At 66.0% G+C, this 17318-nt stretch carries 14 protein-coding genes, 1 tRNA gene and 1 pseudogene; 10 read left to right on the top strand and 6 right to left on the bottom strand.

The annotated features are described in order from the left end of the window. Window positions 1-339 precede the first annotated feature (339 nt). Window positions 340-416: transfer RNA gene (locus ACQP2D_RS35140), tRNA-Arg, on the bottom strand. A gap of 222 nt (window positions 417-638) precedes the next feature. On the opposite strand from ACQP2D_RS35140, the gene ACQP2D_RS35135 reads away from it, so the two are divergent. The 5 genes from ACQP2D_RS35135 (at window position 639) to ACQP2D_RS35115 (ending at window position 6513) form a co-directional block, all read left to right on the top strand. Next, window positions 639-2678 (top strand): cytochrome c oxidase assembly protein, encoded by a 2040-nt coding sequence (locus ACQP2D_RS35135; protein WP_433680230.1) that lies wholly within the window; start codon window positions 639-641, stop codon window positions 2676-2678. 19 nt (window positions 2679-2697) lie between these two features. Beyond that, window positions 2698-3666 (top strand): threonine/serine dehydratase, encoded by a 969-nt coding sequence (locus ACQP2D_RS35130; protein ID WP_433680229.1) that lies wholly within the window; start codon window positions 2698-2700, stop codon window positions 3664-3666. Window positions 3667-3922: 256 nt separating this feature from the next. After that, window positions 3923-4447, top strand: coding sequence for a single-stranded DNA-binding protein (locus tag ACQP2D_RS35125; RefSeq protein ID WP_433680228.1), 525 nt, complete (start codon window positions 3923-3925; stop codon window positions 4445-4447). Between the two features lie 78 nt (window positions 4448-4525). Continuing rightward, window positions 4526-6202 carry an energy-dependent translational throttle protein EttA gene (gene ettA, locus ACQP2D_RS35120; protein WP_354957583.1) on the top strand — a complete coding sequence of 559 codons (1677 nt, stop codon included), beginning with the start codon at window positions 4526-4528 and terminating at the stop codon, window positions 6200-6202. A gap of 179 nt (window positions 6203-6381) precedes the next feature. Beyond that, the gene (locus ACQP2D_RS35115; RefSeq protein ID WP_433680227.1) at window positions 6382-6513 is read left to right on the top strand and encodes a hypothetical protein; all 132 of its coding nucleotides are present in this window, start codon (window positions 6382-6384) and stop codon (window positions 6511-6513) included. A 118-nt stretch (window positions 6514-6631) separates the two neighbouring features. Here ACQP2D_RS35115 and ACQP2D_RS35110 read toward each other — a convergent pair. Together ACQP2D_RS35110 and ACQP2D_RS35105 are read right to left on the bottom strand one after the other, a co-directional pair. Continuing rightward, window positions 6632-6754, bottom strand: a pseudogene (locus tag ACQP2D_RS35110) (tRNA (adenosine(37)-N6)-dimethylallyltransferase MiaA); the annotation flags it as partial. A gap of 29 nt (window positions 6755-6783) precedes the next feature. Further along, on the bottom strand, window positions 6784-7248 hold the full coding sequence (locus ACQP2D_RS35105) for a hypothetical protein (RefSeq protein WP_433680226.1): 465 nt from the start codon (window positions 7246-7248) through the stop codon (window positions 6784-6786). Window positions 7249-7805: 557 nt separating this feature from the next. Between ACQP2D_RS35105 and ACQP2D_RS35100 the strand changes: the two genes are divergently transcribed. From ACQP2D_RS35100 to ACQP2D_RS35090, 3 genes are all read left to right on the top strand, one after another. After that, window positions 7806-12743 carry an NAD-glutamate dehydrogenase gene (locus ACQP2D_RS35100; RefSeq protein WP_433680225.1) on the top strand — a complete coding sequence of 1646 codons (4938 nt, stop codon included), beginning with the start codon at window positions 7806-7808 and terminating at the stop codon, window positions 12741-12743. An 8-nt stretch (window positions 12744-12751) separates the two neighbouring features. Beyond that, window positions 12752-13207: an acyl-CoA thioesterase gene (locus ACQP2D_RS35095; protein WP_433685857.1), complete on the top strand. Its 456-nt coding sequence runs from the start codon at window positions 12752-12754 to the stop codon at window positions 13205-13207. A 187-nt stretch (window positions 13208-13394) separates the two neighbouring features. After that, window positions 13395-14060 (top strand): hypothetical protein, encoded by a 666-nt coding sequence (locus ACQP2D_RS35090; protein WP_433680224.1) that lies wholly within the window; start codon window positions 13395-13397, stop codon window positions 14058-14060. A 54-nt stretch (window positions 14061-14114) separates the two neighbouring features. Here the strand turns inward: ACQP2D_RS35090 and ACQP2D_RS35085 are convergent, their stop codons facing one another. Together ACQP2D_RS35085 and ACQP2D_RS35080 are read right to left on the bottom strand one after the other, a co-directional pair. Continuing rightward, on the bottom strand, window positions 14115-14435 hold the full coding sequence (locus tag ACQP2D_RS35085; protein ID WP_433680223.1) for an AzlD domain-containing protein: 321 nt from the start codon (window positions 14433-14435) through the stop codon (window positions 14115-14117). Between the two features lie 46 nt (window positions 14436-14481). Next, window positions 14482-15186, bottom strand: coding sequence for an AzlC family ABC transporter permease (locus ACQP2D_RS35080; protein WP_433680222.1), 705 nt, complete (start codon window positions 15184-15186; stop codon window positions 14482-14484). A gap of 123 nt (window positions 15187-15309) precedes the next feature. Here ACQP2D_RS35080 and ACQP2D_RS35075 point away from each other — a divergent pair, with 123 nt between their 5' ends. Continuing rightward, entirely contained in the window at window positions 15310-15870 is a 561-nt protein-coding gene (locus ACQP2D_RS35075) for a helix-turn-helix domain-containing protein (protein WP_433680221.1), read from the top strand. A gap of 133 nt (window positions 15871-16003) precedes the next feature. On the opposite strand, the gene ACQP2D_RS35070 is transcribed toward ACQP2D_RS35075, so the two are convergent. Next, on the bottom strand, window positions 16004-16711 hold the full coding sequence (locus ACQP2D_RS35070; protein WP_433680220.1) for an HNH endonuclease: 708 nt from the start codon (window positions 16709-16711) through the stop codon (window positions 16004-16006). 190 nt (window positions 16712-16901) lie between these two features. Here ACQP2D_RS35070 and ACQP2D_RS35065 point away from each other — a divergent pair, with 190 nt between their 5' ends. Then, entirely contained in the window at window positions 16902-17306 is a 405-nt protein-coding gene (locus ACQP2D_RS35065; RefSeq protein WP_355181104.1) for a globin, read from the top strand. Window positions 17307-17318 lie beyond the last annotated feature (12 nt).

Raw genomic sequence — 17318 nt, 5'->3', positions numbered from 1 at the left:
GTGTCAGAGTTGCCATAGCCGGTGTCGACCACCCGGCAGCGCGAGTCATGCACTCCGCGCCGGGATCTGGTCGATGGGTCGTCGGGCAGCCGGTGCAGCAACGCAGAACGCGTCGACCGACCCGTAGCGGGCGTGATCTCCACGCGAGGAACCGATCGCGTCCCTCGGCGAGCAGAGAGGACTCTGAGCGGCACCGCAACATTCTGGGCAACTTCTCACGATCACCCCTCAGGTCCGAGGGCCGAATCAGATCTCGAATCCGGCGTTTACGGAGCCAACCGCGTGGATACTCACACCACGGAACTGCGCTCCCGCTGGTCAGCGGGTCGCAGTACTGTGTGGTGCCCCCGGCAGGAATCGAACCTGCGACCTAGGGATTAGAAGGCCCTTGCTCTATCCAACTGAGCTACGGAGGCAGTGGGTTCCACGATGGCCGACATTGGCCGTGCTGTCCAGCAGGGCAAGTATAGCGACCGTCCAGATGGCTAGGTTCTTAGCATTAGCAACATTTCAGCCACCTGCGGCGCATGGGCCGAGCGAGTCGCGGGATGATCGACATCGCACCTCCGATCCGTTAGCCACCATATCGGCCCAAACCCCACCGGGCCACGCATTAACGGCCGACTACGCTCAGTCCCATGTCGTCACCGCAGGACCCGTCCGTCGCACCTGATCTCGAAACGGGTAAATCGGGCTCCGCGGCGACCTTCGCGACCATGATGGTGCTGGCCGGTGCGATCGCGGCGGTGGTCGCCGCGATGATCGTCGGACTGTCGGCGGCACAGGCGTTGACCCTGCTCGGCATTCCGGATCCCGGACCGCTGACCACCTATGGTCTGCCCGCGCTGCGGGCGCTCGCCGATCTGTCCGCCGCATTGACCGTCGGCTCGCTGCTGTTCGCCGCGTTCCTGGTGCCGCCGCAGGCGAACGGCCTACTCGATGTCGGCGGGTATCGCGCGGTTCGGCGCGCCTCGAACTTCGCCGTGAGCTGGGCCTGCTGTGCGGCGCTGCTGATACCGCTGACGGTGTCGGATACCACCGGGCAGCCGGTGAGTCAGATCTGGCGGCCGGAGCAGTTGTGGCGCGCGATCGGTCAAGTGGATCTGGCCCAGGCGTGGCGCACGACGGTGGTCTTCGCGCTCATCGTCGCGGTCGGTTGCCGACTCGCGCTGCGCTGGGGGTGGACTCCGGTGCTGTTCGGCGGTGCGGTCGTCACGATGATGCCGCTGGCGCTGACCGGGCATTCGTCCGCGGGCGGTGCGCACGACCTGGCGACCAACAGTCTCATCCTGCACCTGGTTTCCGCCGCGGTCTGGGTCGGTGGATTGTTCGCGGTGCTCGCGTACGCGATGCGCGGCGGCGGGCACACCGATATCGCCGCCCGGCGATTCTCGCTGACCGCCACAATTGCCTTCGTCGTAATCGGCGTCAGCGGCGTGATCAACTCCTGGGTGCGGGTGCCATGGAGCGATCTGTTCACCACCACCTACGGCCGACTGGTGATCGCCAAGGCGTGCGCGCTCGCGGTGCTCGGCGGGGTCGGATATCTGCAGCGTCGCGCCAGTCTGCCCGCACTCGCCGCGAACCCGCGCGACCGCGCCGCGCTCATCCGATTCGGTGGTGTGGAAGCGCTGATCTTCGCGGCCACCATGGGGCTGGCCGTGGGGTTGGGGCGAACGCCGCCGCCACCGCCGACCAGCGTGCCGACACCCACCGAGGTCGAGCTCGGCTACAACCTGGACGGTCCGCCATCGGTGTCGCGACTGCTGTTCGACTGGCGCTTCGACTTGATCTTCGGCACGCTGGCCATCGTGCTTGCGGTGCTGTACCTGATGGGGGTGCGGCGGTTGCGTGCGCGCGGGGACGCCTGGCCGATCGGGCGGACCATTGCCTGGTTGTCGGCCTGCGCGATCCTGCTCTTCGCCACCTCGTCAGGGGTCGGGCGGTATGCGCCAGCGGTCTTCAGCGTGCACATGGGACAGCACATGGCGTTATCGATGCTGGCGCCGATCCTGTTCGCGCTCGGTGGTGCGGTCACCTTGGCGCTGCGGGCCCTGCCGGCGGCCGGCCGCAACGGCATACCCGGTCCTCGGGAATGGATTCTGGCGGCGGTGCACAACCCGGTCTCGCGCTTTCTGACCCATCCGATCGTCGCGTCGGTGATCTTCGTCGGCGGGTTCTACGCGCTGTACATGGGCGGTATCTACGACACGTTCGTCGATTCCCATGCCGCGCATCTGATGATGAACCTGCACTTCCTGCTCAGCGGCTATCTGTTCTATTGGGTGGTGATCGGCATCGACCCGAAGCCGCGTCAGGTGCAGCCGCTGACCAAACTCGGCATGGTATTCGGCTCGCTGCCCTTCCACGCTTTCTTCGGCATCGCGCTGATGAGCATGACCACGGTGATGGGCGGGTGGTTCTTCCGCAGCCTCGCCCTCGGCTGGAACAACGACCTGCTCGGTGACCAGCGCACCGGCGGTAGCCTCGCATGGGCGAGCGGTGAGGTGCCGTTGGTGGTGGTGATGCTGGCACTGCTCATCCAGTGGTCGCGCAGCGACGCCAAACTCGCGAAGCGAACCGATCGGGCCGCCGACCGCGACCATGACGCGGAGTTGGCCGCCCACAATGCCATGTTCGCCGAATTGGCCAAGCGTGATCGAGGAATACGTCATTGAGTTCCATCGAGGTGCAAGCGTGAGTGAGCGGGGTACCGCGGTGGTGGAGAACAGGCACGCCCGACGGGTGTATAGATCCGATGTGCGCGCGGCGCGCAGACGGCTGGCCGGACAGGTGCGCAAGACGCCGGTATTCCATACCTCGGTCGTGGGACCGAACGGGCCCGTCCCGGTCACGCTCAAGCTCGAGTACCTGCAGCACGGCGGGACATTCAAGGTGCGCGGCAGCTTCAACGCGCTATTGGAGTCGGCCGAACAGGTCGATCAGGTGGTCATCGCCTCGGGCGGGAACGCCGGGATCGCGGCCGCGCTGGCCTCCGCTCGCCTCAGCAAGCTGTGCACCGTGGTGGTCCCGGAGTCGGCACCGCATACCAAGGTGGCCGCGATGTGGTCCTACGGTGCCGAAGTGCTCTGGCACGGAACGACTTACGCCGAGGCCTACCGCTACGCGACCGAGCTCGCGAACGAGCGGGGCGCCATGCAATTGCACGCCTACGACCTGCCCGCGGTGGTCGCCGGTGCGGGTGTGGTGGGGCTGGAGCTGGAGGAGCAGGTGCGTGGGCGGCCGCCGGTGCTGGTCGCGGTCGGTGGCGGCGGGCTGGTCGCCGGGATCGCGGCGGCGCTCGGGCGGCGGCAGCAGGTGGTCGGGGTCGAACCGGAGGGTATCGCGACGCTGAACGCCGCATTGCACGCGCAGCGGCCGGTGGATGTGAATGTCGCCAGCATTGCGGCGGAGTCCTTTGGGGCCAATCGGATCGGGGATATCGCGTTGGATATCGCGCGGCGCTATGACGTGCGGTCGCTATTGGTGACCGATGACGCGATTGCGACGGCTCGTGAATATCTGTGGCGGGAGTTTCGGATCGTCGTGGAACTGACAGGGGCGACCGCGCTGGCCGCCGTGCAGAGCGGTGCGTATGTGCCTGCCGAGGGGGAGCGGCCCGTGATCGTGCTGTGTGGTGCCAATACCGACCTGTCGGTCTTGTAACTCGCGCTGGTTTCGGCAACGAACACGGCGCCATCGCTCGTCGATCTCACCATGGAGTGATCGGGACCCGGTCGAGTCCGCTCCCCCTCCGTCGATCGCACTGTATGAAGTGGCCACTGTCCACATGTTTCGAAGTTGTCCACATTCGGGAATCGGGGCGGCCGGATGGGGTCCGGAGACGTCAGGCTGAAGAGGTCCTCATATGCGAGGACGGACACCTGAAGCGACACGGATCGAAACGTAAAGGGGCGCAACGATGTACGAAGCGATGGTGACCGTGATCGGCACGGTCGTGACCCATCCGATCAAGCGCGATCTGACCAATGGGGAGCAGGTGGTGACCTTTCGGATGGCGAGCAATTCCCGGCGGTTCAATCCCGAGACCGGGGAGTGGGTGGACAACGGAACGCTCTATCTCACCGTCAGCTGCTGGCGTCGGCTGGTGCTCGGCGTCGACGCCTCCCTGCGCCGCGGCGATCCGATCATCGCGCACGGCCAGCTGCGCTCACACGAGTACCGGGGCCGGGACGGCGCGGAACGCCGCGATGTCGAGATGCGCGCCACCGCGATCGGCCCTGACCTGTCCCGCTGCACCGCGCAGGTGGTCCGGCGCGCGGTTTCGGGCGTGGCGTCCGGACCCAGTACCCTGGCACGGAATAGTTGTGACCGATCCAGCGCTGATGATCGTGCACGCGTCGACGGCCAGGAGCCGGGGGAGGGCGCGACGTCCCTGTCTTCCGCACCGCCCCAGCTCGCTGATCCCGAGCCCGTAGACGCTTGACCGCACGGCCGGATACTCCCGGCGACAGTGGTGGCTCTGTTGCATTCCATCGATACCCACACCGATAGGCTTTCCCGTATGGCTGAGTTCATCTACCAAATGAAGAAGGTTCGCAAGGCGCACGGCGATAAGGTCGTGCTCGACGATGTCACCTTGAACTTCCTTCCCGGCGCGAAGATCGGCGTCGTCGGCCCCAACGGCGCGGGTAAATCCAGCGTGCTGAAGATCATGGCCGCACTGGACCAGCCGAATAATGGCGAGGCCTTCCTGGCCCCGGGTGCCACGGTCGGCATCCTGCAGCAGGAGCCGCCGCTGAACGAGGAGAAGACCGTTCGCGGCAATGTCGAGGAGGGCCTCGGCGAGGTCAAGGTGAAGCTGGATCGCTTCAACGAGATCGCCGAACTCATGGCCACCGACTACTCCGACGAGCTCATGGACGAAATGGGCAAACTGCAGGAGTACCTGGACCACGCCGATGCCTGGGATATCGATTCCCAGCTCGAGCAGGCCATGGACGCGCTGCGCTGCCCGCCGCCGGACGAGTCGGTCACCAACCTCTCCGGTGGTGAGCGCCGCCGCGTCGCACTGTGCAAGCTGCTGCTGAGCAAGCCCGATCTGCTGCTGCTCGACGAGCCGACCAACCATCTCGATGCCGAGAGTGTGCTCTGGCTGGAGCAGCATCTGGCCTCTTACGCCGGTGCCGTGCTGGCCGTCACCCACGACCGGTACTTCCTCGACAATGTCGCCGAGTGGATCCTCGAACTCGACCGTGGTCGCGCCTACCCCTACGAGGGCAACTACTCCACCTATCTGGAGAAGAAGGCCCAGCGCCTCGAGGTCCAGGGCAAGAAGGACCAGAAGCTGCAGAAGCGCCTCAAGGAGGAGCTGGCCTGGGTGCGGTCCGGCGCCAAGGCCCGTCAGGCCAAGAACAAGGCTCGCCTGGGGCGGTACGAGGAGATGGCGGCCGAGGCCGAGCGGCACCGTAAGTTGGACTTCGAGGAGATCCAGATCCCGGCGGGTCCCCGTCTGGGCAGTGTGGTCGTCGAGGTCGAACATCTGGACAAGGGTTTCGGCGACCGCCAGCTCATCAAGGATCTGTCGTTCACCTTGCCGCGCAACGGCATTGTCGGCGTCATCGGCCCGAACGGTGTCGGTAAGACCACGCTGTTCAAGACGATCGTCGGGCTGGAGTCGCCCGATAGCGGTGAGGTGAAGGTCGGTGAGACGGTCAAGCTGAGCTACGTCGACCAGAACCGCGCGGGTATCGATCCGAAGAAGAATGTCTGGCAGGTCGTCTCCGACGGTCTGGACTTCATCGAGGTCGGCAACCAGGAGATGCCCTCGCGCGCCTATGTCAGCGCCTTCGGCTTCAAGGGGCCGGACCAGCAGAAGCCCGCCGGGGTGCTCTCCGGTGGTGAGCGCAACCGGTTGAACCTCGCGCTCACTCTCAAGCAGGGCGGCAACCTGATCCTGCTCGACGAGCCGACCAACGACCTCGACGTGGAAACGCTGAGTTCGCTGGAGAACGCGCTCGAACAGTTCCCGGGCTGCGCCGTTGTCATCTCCCACGACCGCTGGTTCCTCGACCGGACCTGCACCCACATCCTGGCGTGGGAGGGCGATAGCGATAACGACGCCAAGTGGTTCTGGTTCGAGGGCAACTTCGAGGCGTACGAGGCCAATAAGATCGAGCGTCTCGGCATCGAAGCCGCCCGGCCGCACCGGGTGACGCACCGCAAGCTCACCCGCGACTGAGTTCGGCACTCGGCGGGGCGGTCGGTGTACCGCCTCGCCGGGTGGCCTTTCGCCGCTGCGGCGGCTGGACGCATGTCCCTACCGCATCGGACCGATGCCGACCGGGGTGGCGGATGAGATTCCTGGTGTCGCGAACCGGCAGCTCCGGGTAGCTTCGTCTCCGAGCCGATCCGCGCCCGGTGCAGTACATCGGCGACCATGCCGTGGAAGGTCACGGCGCCCGCATTGACGATGCCGCGGCCGGAATGCGGTGCCAGCAGCTCGATTCCGTCGCGCAGGAGGTCGCGTCGGTCGGTCGCGACGTGCAGTAGCGACATGGCCCTCAGCAAGAAGTCGACATCACGTGATGTCGAATCGATGCCAGCGCCGATCACCCGGGCTGCCAGTGCTGCGGCTCGATCGAATTCTCCTGGGCCGCACCAGTACAGCACCGTGTACGTCGGCGGCGCGCTCGTCGAGATAGCCAGGCGCCTCGAGTGTCACGTCGAGGACATCGAGTTGGTGGTGCGGGATATCGCGGCGTTCGGCCGGAAGGAGTTTCGCGGTGCCGACATGCGCGATGACGGACGGCACTGCCTCGGTCAGCCCGAATTCCTAGAACGCGGCCGCCTCCTGTGCAGACGTGGTGTGGTCGCGGTCTGATGGGCGAGTTGTGCGGTGAGGCTGTGCACCATCACCTGCCGCAACTGCGCCGTTGGGCTGAACTCGACGATGTCGGTGCCCGAGGTGACGATCGGTGTGTGCGCGGGCGGCGCGTAGCAAGCGTCGCCGGTGCGATACTGCTGGTCGCGGTCCGGATGGCGCAGTGTCAGCAGTACCGACACCACATAACCCCAATGCGCGCACTGGCACCGATCCTCCGGCAGGCCCTGGAACAACGGTGTCGCGTCGACGTCGGCGCGCAAGGTCTCGAATGCGAGGGTGTACCCGTCGAGCTCGACGTAGCGGCCTCGATCTCGGGTGTGGCGAGCTGGACCGGGGCCTCTTGTTTGCTGATGCGTGGCATCGCGTTCACTGCCTCTCGATATGTCGGTGGATCCCGTCACGAACAAGGTGTGAGGTCTCGCGTCACGACGTGACGTGCGCGTGAATCACAGTGGAACCCGAATTCGATCGGGCTACGGCGTGCACCGGCGGGCGCAGTCCGAGCAATCCACCATCCGCACCACCGAACGGCATTCGGAACCGATCCGCCTCGTCGGCTGGCCGCCCGCCGTCGACCCGGTAGCATCCGCGCATGACGACATCGAACGGTCGTTCCGCCGAAGGAATTGCGGAGAACACGCACCGGGCGGTGTCCGCATCGAAGGAAATACGGTCGACACACATCCGGCCACAGATCTGACTATGGTTGGAAACGTGCATGCGCAGGCGCAGTCCGGGCATTGGGTCGCTACCACCGCGATCGCGTCTACCTGACGTTGCCGGTCCGATCGGGTGCTATGCCGGGATCATCGACCTCGGCAATCAAGCAGCGAACGCTACGGTATCGGTGAACACCCTGCATTTAGAAGGGAATTCACCCCCGCGTCTGCAAGGCACAGCTACTCTCGGACCGGCGTCACTTTGTTGCGGAACCGAATCCGAGGAGTTGGCGAAAAAAATGACTGTCTCGTCCGAATTGTCCAGCGCGGCGTGGGCCGCCGGGTTGCCGCAGTCGCTGCGCGGCGAACTCGCGACACTCGAGGAGGCGTATTTCCGCCACGTCGACGCGGGCGATGTGGACTGCGCGATCACCGGGATCACCCAGATCTTCCGGCGGCATATGGAGCTCGCGATGACCCGCACCGCCGGGCGGGCCCTAGTGCGGGTGTACCACCCGGACGACGGCTCCGGGCTGGGTGCCGCGGTGCAGCTGGTCACCGACGATATGGCGCTGCTAGTCGAATCGATCACCTCGTCGCTGAGTCGGATGGGCGTCAGCGTGAGCGAGGTGATCCACCCGATCTTCGAGGTGACGCGCGATGCGGACGGACGGCTGACCAGCGCCGCCCCGCACGAGGTCGACAGCAACGGCAGCACCGGTCTGCGCGAATCCTGGATGCACCTGCAATTGCATCCCTCGACCAGTCGCGCCCTACTGGACCGGATCGAACAGTCGATGCCGGATGTGGTCGCCGACGTGCGCCAGGTCATCGGCGATACCGAGGCCATCAAACAAGTGCAGAGCAATCTGGCCGACGAACTCGAGCTGGCCGCCAAATCCGGCCACGCGCCGTTCTCCGATGCCGATCTGGTCGATACCGCGAATCTGTTGCGCTGGTTGGACAGTGGCAATTTCACCGTGCTCGGCTATGCCCGCTACCGGCTCGGTGGCGACGAGGGGCAGACGACCTCGAATCCGTTGCCCGGCACCTGCCTCGGCGTGCTGCGCCCGGATGTCGGCACCGACTTCCGGGTGCCGGTCACTGCGGGCGACCGGCCGCTGCTGATGCTCACCCAAGGCCTGGTGCCAGCAACCGTGCACCGCTCGGTGTACCCCTACTTCATCGGTGTCGCGGACTTCGACGAATCCGGCACGATCGTCGGCGAGCACCTGTTCATCGGTGTGTTCACCGTGACGGCGGTGCATGAGAACGTCCTCGACATTCCGGTCATCGAGCGCCGGGTGCGCTCGGTGATCGAGCAGAGCGGTTTCGATATGGATTCGTTCTCCGGCCAGGCCATGCTCGAGGTCATCCAGTCGTTCCCGCGCACCGAACTGTTCTCCTCCGACGCCGAGACCATGCGCCGCACTGCCACCGCGGTCCTGAATGTCGGTCTGCGCAGGCAGGTTCGGCTGTTCCTGCGTTCGGACGGTTTCGGCCGATTCGTCGCATGCCTGGTTTATCTGCCTCGCGACCGCTACACCACTCGGGTGCGGCTGGAGATGCAGGAAATCCTGGTCCGCGAACTGGGTGGCGTCTCCATCGACTACTCGGCGCGGGTCAGCGAAAGCGAACTGGCCAGTGTGTATTTCACGGTGCGCATGCCGGAGACGGAGGTCGGGGTGCTGCGTGAGGGGGTCACCGTCGCCGACACCTCCGAGGCCAATCGGCTGCGCATCCAGAATCTGCTCGCCGAGGCGACGCACACCTGGGATGACCGCCTCAACGATGCGGTGAGCACCTCCACCGTGCTGGATCCCGGCGTCGTGCAGCGCTACGCCGAGGCGTTTCCGGAAGCGTACAAACAGGATTTCGCCTCCGACCGCGCACTGGCCGATGTCGTGCGGCTGGAGCGGCTGACCGAGGGCTCGATCGACCAATACCTGTACCGCCATGCGGATTCGGTACCGGGCTCGTGGCGGTTCACCCTCTACATCGGCGGCACCGGCATCTCGCTGAGCCAGGTGCTGCCGGTGCTGCAGAGCCTCGGCGTCGAAGTTGTCGATGAGCGGCCGTACCAGATCCTGTTGGATCCGGTGCTCGGCGATGAGGGCGGGGAACGCTGGATCTACGACTTCGGCCTGCTGGCCCGGCCGGAATTGCTGCGCAGTTCGCTGGATAAGGATCTGGACGCCGAACTGCTGGAGTCCTCGGCCCGGGCCGACGCGCTGGCGACGGCGGAACTGGGGCTGCACGATCGGTTCACCGCGGCCTTCGAGGCGGTCTGGTACGACCGAGCCGAGGCGGATGCGCTCAATGAACTCGTGCTGCGCGCCCGGCTGCCGTGGCGCGCGGTGTCGATCCTGCGGATGTACGCGAAGTACCTGCAGCAGGCTGATTTTCCATACAGCCAGGCGAATATCGCCAGGGTCCTGCTCGCGTATCCGGATATCGCGAAGCTGTTCGTCGACCTGTTCGCGGCGCGGTTCGATCCGGATACCGAATCGGCCGAGCACGCCGCCGAGTTGGAGACCCGGGTGCGCGGCCGCGTCGACGAGGTCGTCAGCCTGGACGCCGACCGCATCCTGCGCGCGATCCTGTCGCTGGTCAAGGCGACATTGCGGACCAATTACTACGTGACCGACGCCGCGGGCAATTCGCGCGGGTACGTCTCGGTGAAGGTCGAGCCGCGCGAGATCGCCGAATTGCCCAAGCCGAGGCCACAATTCGAGATCTTCGTGTACTCGCCGCGGGTCGAGGGTGTGCATCTGCGCTTCGGTCCGGTAGCGCGCGGCGGGTTGCGCTGGTCGGACCGGCTGGAGGATTTCCGGACCGAGATCCTGGGTCTGGTGAAGGCGCAGGCGGTGAAGAACGCGGTCATCGTCCCGGTCGGCGCCAAGGGCGGATTCGTGGTCAAGCAGCCGCCGGCGGCCACCGGTGATCCGACCGCGGATCGGCAGGCGCTGGGTGCGGAGGGCGTCGAATGCTACCGGACATTCATCTCCGGTTTGCTGGATGTCACCGACAATGTGGACCGGGCGACCGGTGCCGTCCTGCCGCCCGCGCGGGTGATCCGGCGCGACGGCGATGACACCTACCTGGTCGTTGCCGCCGATAAGGGCACCGCGACGTTCTCCGATATCGCCAACGATGTGGCGCAGCGCTATGGATTCTGGCTCGGTGACGCATTCGCCTCCGGTGGTTCGGCGGGTTACGACCACAAGGCGATGGGCATTACCGCCAAGGGTGCCTGGGAGAGCGTGAAGCGCCACTTCCAGGAGATGGATATCGACACCCAGACTGAGGATTTCACCGTGGTCGGGGTCGGCGATATGAGCGGTGACGTCTTCGGCAACGGCATGCTGCTCTCCGAGCACATCCGGTTGGTCGCGGCATTCGACCATCGGCACATCTTCCTGGATCCCGATCCCGATGCGGCCACCTCGTTCCGGGAGCGACAGCGAATGTTCGCGCTGCCGCGCTCGTCCTGGGCGGACTACGACACGTCGCTGATCAGTGCCGGCGGTGGTGTCTGGGATCGCACCGTGAAGTCGGTGCCGATCAGCCCGCAGGCGCGAAAGGCGTTGGGGCTGGCCGATGATGTGGTCGCGCTGTCACCGCCGGAACTGGTGCGGGCGATCCTGCTCTCGCCGGTGCAACTGCTGTGGAACGGTGGTATCGGCACCTACATCAAGGCGAGCGCCGAGACCAATGCCGAGGTCGGCGACAAGTCCAATGACGCGGTGCGGGTCAATGGAAATCAGTTGCGGGTCAAGGTGATCGGTGAGGGCGGCAATCTGGGCGCGACCGCGCTCGGCCGCATCGAGTTCTGCCGCAACGGCGGCAAGATGAACACCGACGCGCTGGACAACTCGGCCGGTGTGGACTGCTCCGACCACGAGGTCAATATCAAGGTGCTGCTCGACGGTGTGGTCAGCGCGGGCGGACTGCCCGAGGCCGAACGCAATCCGCTGCTCGCCTCGATGACCGATGAGGTCGCTCGGTTGGTGTTGCAGGACAACGTCTCCCAGAACTTCCTGATGGGCATCTCGCGGGCCGAAGCGCCCCGGATGCTGAATGTGCACCAGCGGCTCATCGAGGATCTGGAGGCGCGTCGCGGGGTGGACCGCGAGCTGGAGGCGCTGCCGTCGCAGGTGGAGATCAAGCGCAGGCTCGAGGAGGGCACCGGTCTGGCCTCGCCCGAGCTGTCCAATCTCATGGCGCACGTGAAGCTTTCGCTCAAAGCCGATCTGCTCGAGACCGATCTTCCGGATATCTCGTACTTCGCCAGCAGGCTGTCGCAGTACTTCCCGACACCGTTGCGAACTCGGTTCGGCACCGCCATCAAGCGGCACCGGCTGCGTCGGGAGATCACCACCACGATGGTGGTCAACGAGATGGTCGACTACGGCGGCATTACCTACGCCCATCGGCTGAACGAGGAAATCGGCGCCAGCACGACCGATGCGGTGCGTGCATTCGCGGCGGCCAGCGAGATCTTCGACCTGCACGATATGTGGGCCCGGATCCGGGCCACCGACGCCGCGGTGTCGGTGCGCGACGAACTCGAGCTGGAGACCAAGCGGACGCTGGACCGCGCCTCACGCTGGCTGTTGAGCAACCGCCCGCAGCCGATCGCGGTCGGTGCGGAGATCAACCGGTACAGCCGGGGTGTGCGGGAGCTGGCCCCGAAGGTGCCCGGCTGGCTGCGCGGACATCACGTCTCGACGCTGACCGATCAGTCCGCCGAAGTGATCGCCCGTGGCGCGCCCACCGACCTCGCCACCGAGGTCTTCGCGCTGCTGAATCTGTTCCCGCTGCTCGATGTGTTGGATATCGCAGATATCACCGACCGCAGCGGTGAGGAGGTCGGCTCGCTGTACTACGCGCTCAACGATCACCTCAAGATCGATTGGCTGTTGCAGGCGGTCAGCCACCTGGAACGCGGCGATCGCTGGCATGCGCTGGCCCGGCTCGCGCTGCGCGACGATATGTACGGTTCGCTGCGCTCGCTGACCCTCGACGTGCTCTCCGGCGGTGACCCGGAGGAGACAGCGGACGAGAAGATTGCATACTGGGAGTCGAAAAACCAGTCCCGGCTCGGACGCGCTCGGGCAGCGCTGTCGGAGTTGTTCGAGTCCGGAACCCACGATCTCGCCACGCTGTCGGTTGCAGCGCGGCAAGTGCGAAGCATGGTGAGCGGGGTGGGCGCCCAATCGGAGGTACCTCGTTGACGAGTTCGTTGAGCGGTAGCGGAAAGTCGCAGGGCGGCAGCCGACTACTGCCCAAGCGTTTCCACGCCAAGGTGGACGTCAGGTGGTCGGATATGGACGTGTTCCAGCACGTCAATCACGCCCGCATGGTGACGCTGCTGGAGGAGGCGCGGATTCCGTGGCTGTTCGAGGACGGGCGTCCGACCGCGTCGCTGCGTACCGGCTGTGTGCTGGCGGACCTTCGGGTCCGCTACCGCGGTCAGCTGCGGCACGAGGACACCCCGCTGGATATCGCAATGTGGATCGAGCAGCTGCGGACGGTTGATTTCACCATCGGTTACGAGGTGCGCGCCAATGGCGCGGCCCCGGACTCACCGCCCGCGGTGCTCGCTTCCACCCAGATCGCGGCCTTCGATATGCGGTCGCAGCGCCTGCGTCGGCTCACCGATACCGAACGTGACTACCTCGCCGAGTGGAAAGAGTGAACGATTTGCCCGGGGCGTTCGGGCGGCGGATTCGGGTCGCTGGGCAGTAATGGCTGGCTCTGCCGCGCTGCAGCGGTCGTCGGCATCGGCGGCCGTATGGTGATGGCTGAATCCGGTTGCGCAGCGGTGGTGGCGGACTGCGGTCGTCGTGCGGTGGCGGCCGCGATGTGGTGATGTGGGAGTACTGATGTCGGGACAGCGCGTCCTGGAGGTTTCCGATCCGGCCGAGCGGGAGAATCTGGCGACGTTTCTGAGCCGGGCCGTTCGGTTGGATCCCGCGGCGGTGGTGCGTATGCGCCGTCGCGGTGAACGGTGTGTATCCGCTTGGGTGGCAACGGGTTTCGAGGCGCTCGCGGTGCGTACCGTGGTCGCCGAGCTCGGCGTCGACGATGTCACCGTCGGTGCCGATCTGGTGCTGGCCGGTTTGCCGTCCGGCAGTCCGATCGATCTCGGCTATTCGATGGATTCGGCCTGGCGTGGTGCGCTGCCGCCGGATGTCGGCTTCGAACATGTCGACGATGTGCCCGCGCGCACCCTCGTCGAACTCGCCGAACGGGGCGCGGCATTGGCCAAGGAACACGGCAGCAGCCATGGCCCGCCCGCGTCCCTGCTCGACCAGACGGTGCTCACCGTCTCGGGGGCGCTCGCCCAGGTCCAGGTCCCGATGCGCGTCGTATTCGCCCTCACCGCAATGGATTTCATCCCGCACTCCGGTGACAAGGCCGACCCCCGCCGCATCCCGCCCACCGAAATCGTCCGGGTCCGTGCCACCAAAACCTGGCTCCGCCTCGATGCCCGCTACGGCTCTGTCGCGCGCCGTCGAGGCGGCGCCATCCCGCTCACCCCCAGCTGATTCCTGCGCGGCCACCCCAACGCCTGTCGCGCGGAAGCCAACCGCCACAAAGGGTTAGGTGACGCCGACCGAACGCAGCAGGGCGGTCGTGCCCGCCGCGGCGAGGATGACCACCAGCATCGGCTGGTTGCGCCAGGCCAGCACGCCACCGACCAGAACCCCAGCGGGCAAGGCGCATCCCAGATGGCCGGAGCCGGTGGGCACAGTGGTGATGGCGACCATCGCCGCCAACAGGACGACCGCGCCGATCTCCAGCAGCTTCGTTGCTCGCTCCGGGAAGCGGATACGGTTGCGCAGCGCGGGGCCCGATGAGCGGAAGGCGTAGGTTCCGGCGGAGAGTGCGGACATGGCCACCAGCAAGATCGGGGTGCTCATGCCTGCGCCGCCTCGGTCCTTGGGTCTGCGCAGATGAATCGCCTGCTCACGCCGCCTGCGCCTCTCCGGGCTCGGCCTTGCTGTCGCCGTCCCGCGAGATTGCGAAGAACAATCCCGAAAGCGCAACCAGCACAGGCATTCCCGCGGGCAGGAACGGCGCACTCGCCACGGCCGCGATCGCTCCGATCAGCGCCGCCCGCAAGGTGCCTCGCGCCCGCAGCGCGGGCATGATCAGCGATAACAGCACCGCGGGGAACACCGCGTCCAACCCGATCGCACCGGTATCGGGCACCATCGTGCCGATCAGCGCGCCGATCGCCGCACCGCCGGGCCAGGCGATGAGCACACCCAACCCGCTCACCCAATACGCGGCCCGCCGACGCGCGATATCCGGCTGGGCCAGGGCCAGTGCGACGGATTCGTCGTTCATCACATGGACGCCTATCCGGCGCCGCCATCCGGTGCCGACCACATCGGGCACCGAAAGCCCGTACGGCAGATGCCGGGCATTGACCAGCAGCCCGGCCAGTACGGCCGCGATCGGGCTGCCGCCCGCCGCCATGATCCCGATGAACAGGAACTCCGCACCGCCCGCGAGCACGACGACCCCGAGCACAATCGGAACCCACAGCGGAAAACCGGAGGTGACGGCGGTGGCGCCGTAGGAAACACCGATCAGCCCGACCGCGAGCAGTACCGCCGCGATCCCGGCGAGTGTGTCCCGATCGAGTGTTCGCCATATCGAACGCATGTAGTTTATAGTGAACATGGCGGGACGATTCGTCAATATGGTTCTCTGTTGGGCGGTCAACTGTATTGACCCACCCCGGCCGGCTTCGCCGGGCTGCCATCCCCCTAGTCGACGGGAGCGCGCATGGACCAGGATCCGACGACGCCGCAGGCAGTGATCGCCGCTGCGCTGCGCCGGGAGCGCACGCGCGCCGGGCTGTCGCTCACCGAGGTTGCCAACCGTGCGGGCATCGCGAAATCCACACTGTCCCAACTGGAATCGGGCACCGGAAATCCGAGCCTGGAGACCATGTGGGCACTGTGCGTTGCCCTGGATATGCCCTTATCGCGGCTGCTCGACCCGCCACGCCCGACCGTTCAGGTGATTCGCGCGGGGGAGGGCCCGGTATTGGTCGCCGCGGAATCCGACTACCGCGCCACGCTGCTGGCGGCTGGACCGGCCAATACCCGACGTGACTTCTTCCGGATCACCGCGGAACCCGGCCACGCCCGCAGATCCGACCCGCACATTCCAGGTGTGATCGAGCATGTACTGCTGGCCAGCGGCCGCGCCCGCACCGGCCCGATCGACGCACCCGTCGAACTCGGACCCGGCGACTACATCTCCTATCCGGGCGACGCTCCCCACGTCTTCGAAGCCCTAGCTCCCAACACCTCGGCGGCTTTCGTCATCGAGTACACCTAGTCGGAAATCGTCGGCCGCGGACTGGCCGGTGTGGCGTGCATCGATCGACCCCGTGGATCCGAACGTGGTGACCAAGAACGCGTGCGGCGAATGAACGCGAGTCCCAGCCCGACGGAACCGATCCGGTCAGGAGTCAGGCGGCACCCTCGCCGAGATACTGCAACCACACCGGATCCAGCTCCGCGGTGGTCGACAACAGCCGCCAGTGCGGTCCCTTCGGTGAGACCAGTGGCGAACGCAACGTCCAGCCCAACTCGGTGAGCAGTTTGTCCGCCTTGCGGTGATTGCACGGGGCACAACTCGCGACGCAGTTCTCCCAGGAATGCTCGCCGCCGCGGCTGCGCGGGATGACGTGATCGATGGTCTCTGCCTTGCCACCGCAATACCCGCAGCGATAGCGGTCGCGATGCATGAGGGCGGCGCGGGTCATCGGGACGCGTGCGCGATAGGGCACATGAACGTAGCTGCGCAGCCGGATGACCGACGGAATGGTGACGGCGGATTCGGCGGAATGCACCACCGAGCCCTGCGGGTCGTGGTGGACGGTATCGGCTTTATCGCAGATCAGGAGCACCACGGCGCGGCGTGCGGACAGCGCGGTGAGCGGCTCGTAGGTGGCATTGAGAAGCAACACCCGGCGCTTCAACCAGTTGGCGGTCTCGTTCTGGACCGGCGTGAGGTGCGGATTGTGGTGAGCAGGCTCACCGGTGCGATGGGCACCCGGATAGTGATCGGACAAGATGTGCAGCGGAGTAGCCCCCGACCCACGATTGTGGACGTCGGCGGGCTGGAGTTGTCGGTGCGTCCTGGCCTCGTGTGATCGGCCGTGCCGCTGCTTCATGGGGACCCCGGTTTCATAGTTATCAAGATCATGTGGTATCTCGGCAGAGACTGCCACCCAGTTGACCATGGAATGCGCACTATTGCACGGTGATTTCGCACAATGTCGGATGAACTGTGGTTGAAGGGCCGCCCGTTCGTGACGCGGGCACAATGGAGTGCGGCCCATACGGACCGAGCGAGAGGACCTGATGACTTCCGGCGAGCAGACAGCGACGTCGTTCTACGACGCGATCGGCGGGGCGGCGACGTTCCACCGGATCATCGCGGCGTTCTATCGAGAGGTGGCGGCCGACGAGGTATTGCGCCCGCTGTACCCGGAACAGGACCTCGGACCGGCGGAGCGGCGGCTGCGCATGTTCCTGGAGCAGTACTGGGGTGGACCGCGCACGTACTCCGATGAGCGTGGGCATCCGCGGCTGCGAATGCGGCATATGCCGTTCAAGATCGGTCCGGTGGAGCGCGATGCGTGGCTGCGCTGTATGCGGATCGGCGTTGCGGAGATCGAACCGGAGATTCTCGACGATGAGCATCGCAAGGCATTACTCGATTACCTCGAGATGGCGGCGAATTCGCTGGTGAATGCCGCTTGGTGAGATCGTCTCTGT

Source organism: Nocardia sp. CA-119907 (genome assembly GCF_050955995.1).
Classification (GTDB): domain Bacteria; phylum Actinomycetota; class Actinomycetes; order Mycobacteriales; family Mycobacteriaceae; genus Nocardia.
This window is presented reverse-complemented; position numbering and strand designations above follow the sequence as displayed.

Coding starts and splice junctions, on each gene's coding strand:
- ACQP2D_RS35135 (WP_433680230.1), top strand. CDS start 639: ATGTCGTCACCGCAGGACCCGTCCGTCGCACCTGATCTCGAAACGGGT.
- ACQP2D_RS35125 (WP_433680228.1), top strand. CDS start 3,923: ATGTACGAAGCGATGGTGACCGTGATCGGCACGGTCGTGACCCATCCG.
- ettA (WP_354957583.1), top strand. CDS start 4,526: ATGGCTGAGTTCATCTACCAAATGAAGAAGGTTCGCAAGGCGCACGGC.
- ACQP2D_RS35100 (WP_433680225.1), top strand. CDS start 7,806: ATGACTGTCTCGTCCGAATTGTCCAGCGCGGCGTGGGCCGCCGGGTTG.
- ACQP2D_RS35090 (WP_433680224.1), top strand. CDS start 13,395: ATGTCGGGACAGCGCGTCCTGGAGGTTTCCGATCCGGCCGAGCGGGAG.
- ACQP2D_RS35085 (WP_433680223.1), bottom strand. CDS start 14,435: ATGAGCACCCCGATCTTGCTGGTGGCCATGTCCGCACTCTCCGCCGGA.
- ACQP2D_RS35080 (WP_433680222.1), bottom strand. CDS start 15,186: ATGCGTTCGATATGGCGAACACTCGATCGGGACACACTCGCCGGGATC.
- ACQP2D_RS35075 (WP_433680221.1), top strand. CDS start 15,310: ATGGACCAGGATCCGACGACGCCGCAGGCAGTGATCGCCGCTGCGCTG.
- ACQP2D_RS35070 (WP_433680220.1), bottom strand. CDS start 16,711: ATGAAGCAGCGGCACGGCCGATCACACGAGGCCAGGACGCACCGACAA.
- ACQP2D_RS35065 (WP_355181104.1), top strand. CDS start 16,902: ATGACTTCCGGCGAGCAGACAGCGACGTCGTTCTACGACGCGATCGGC.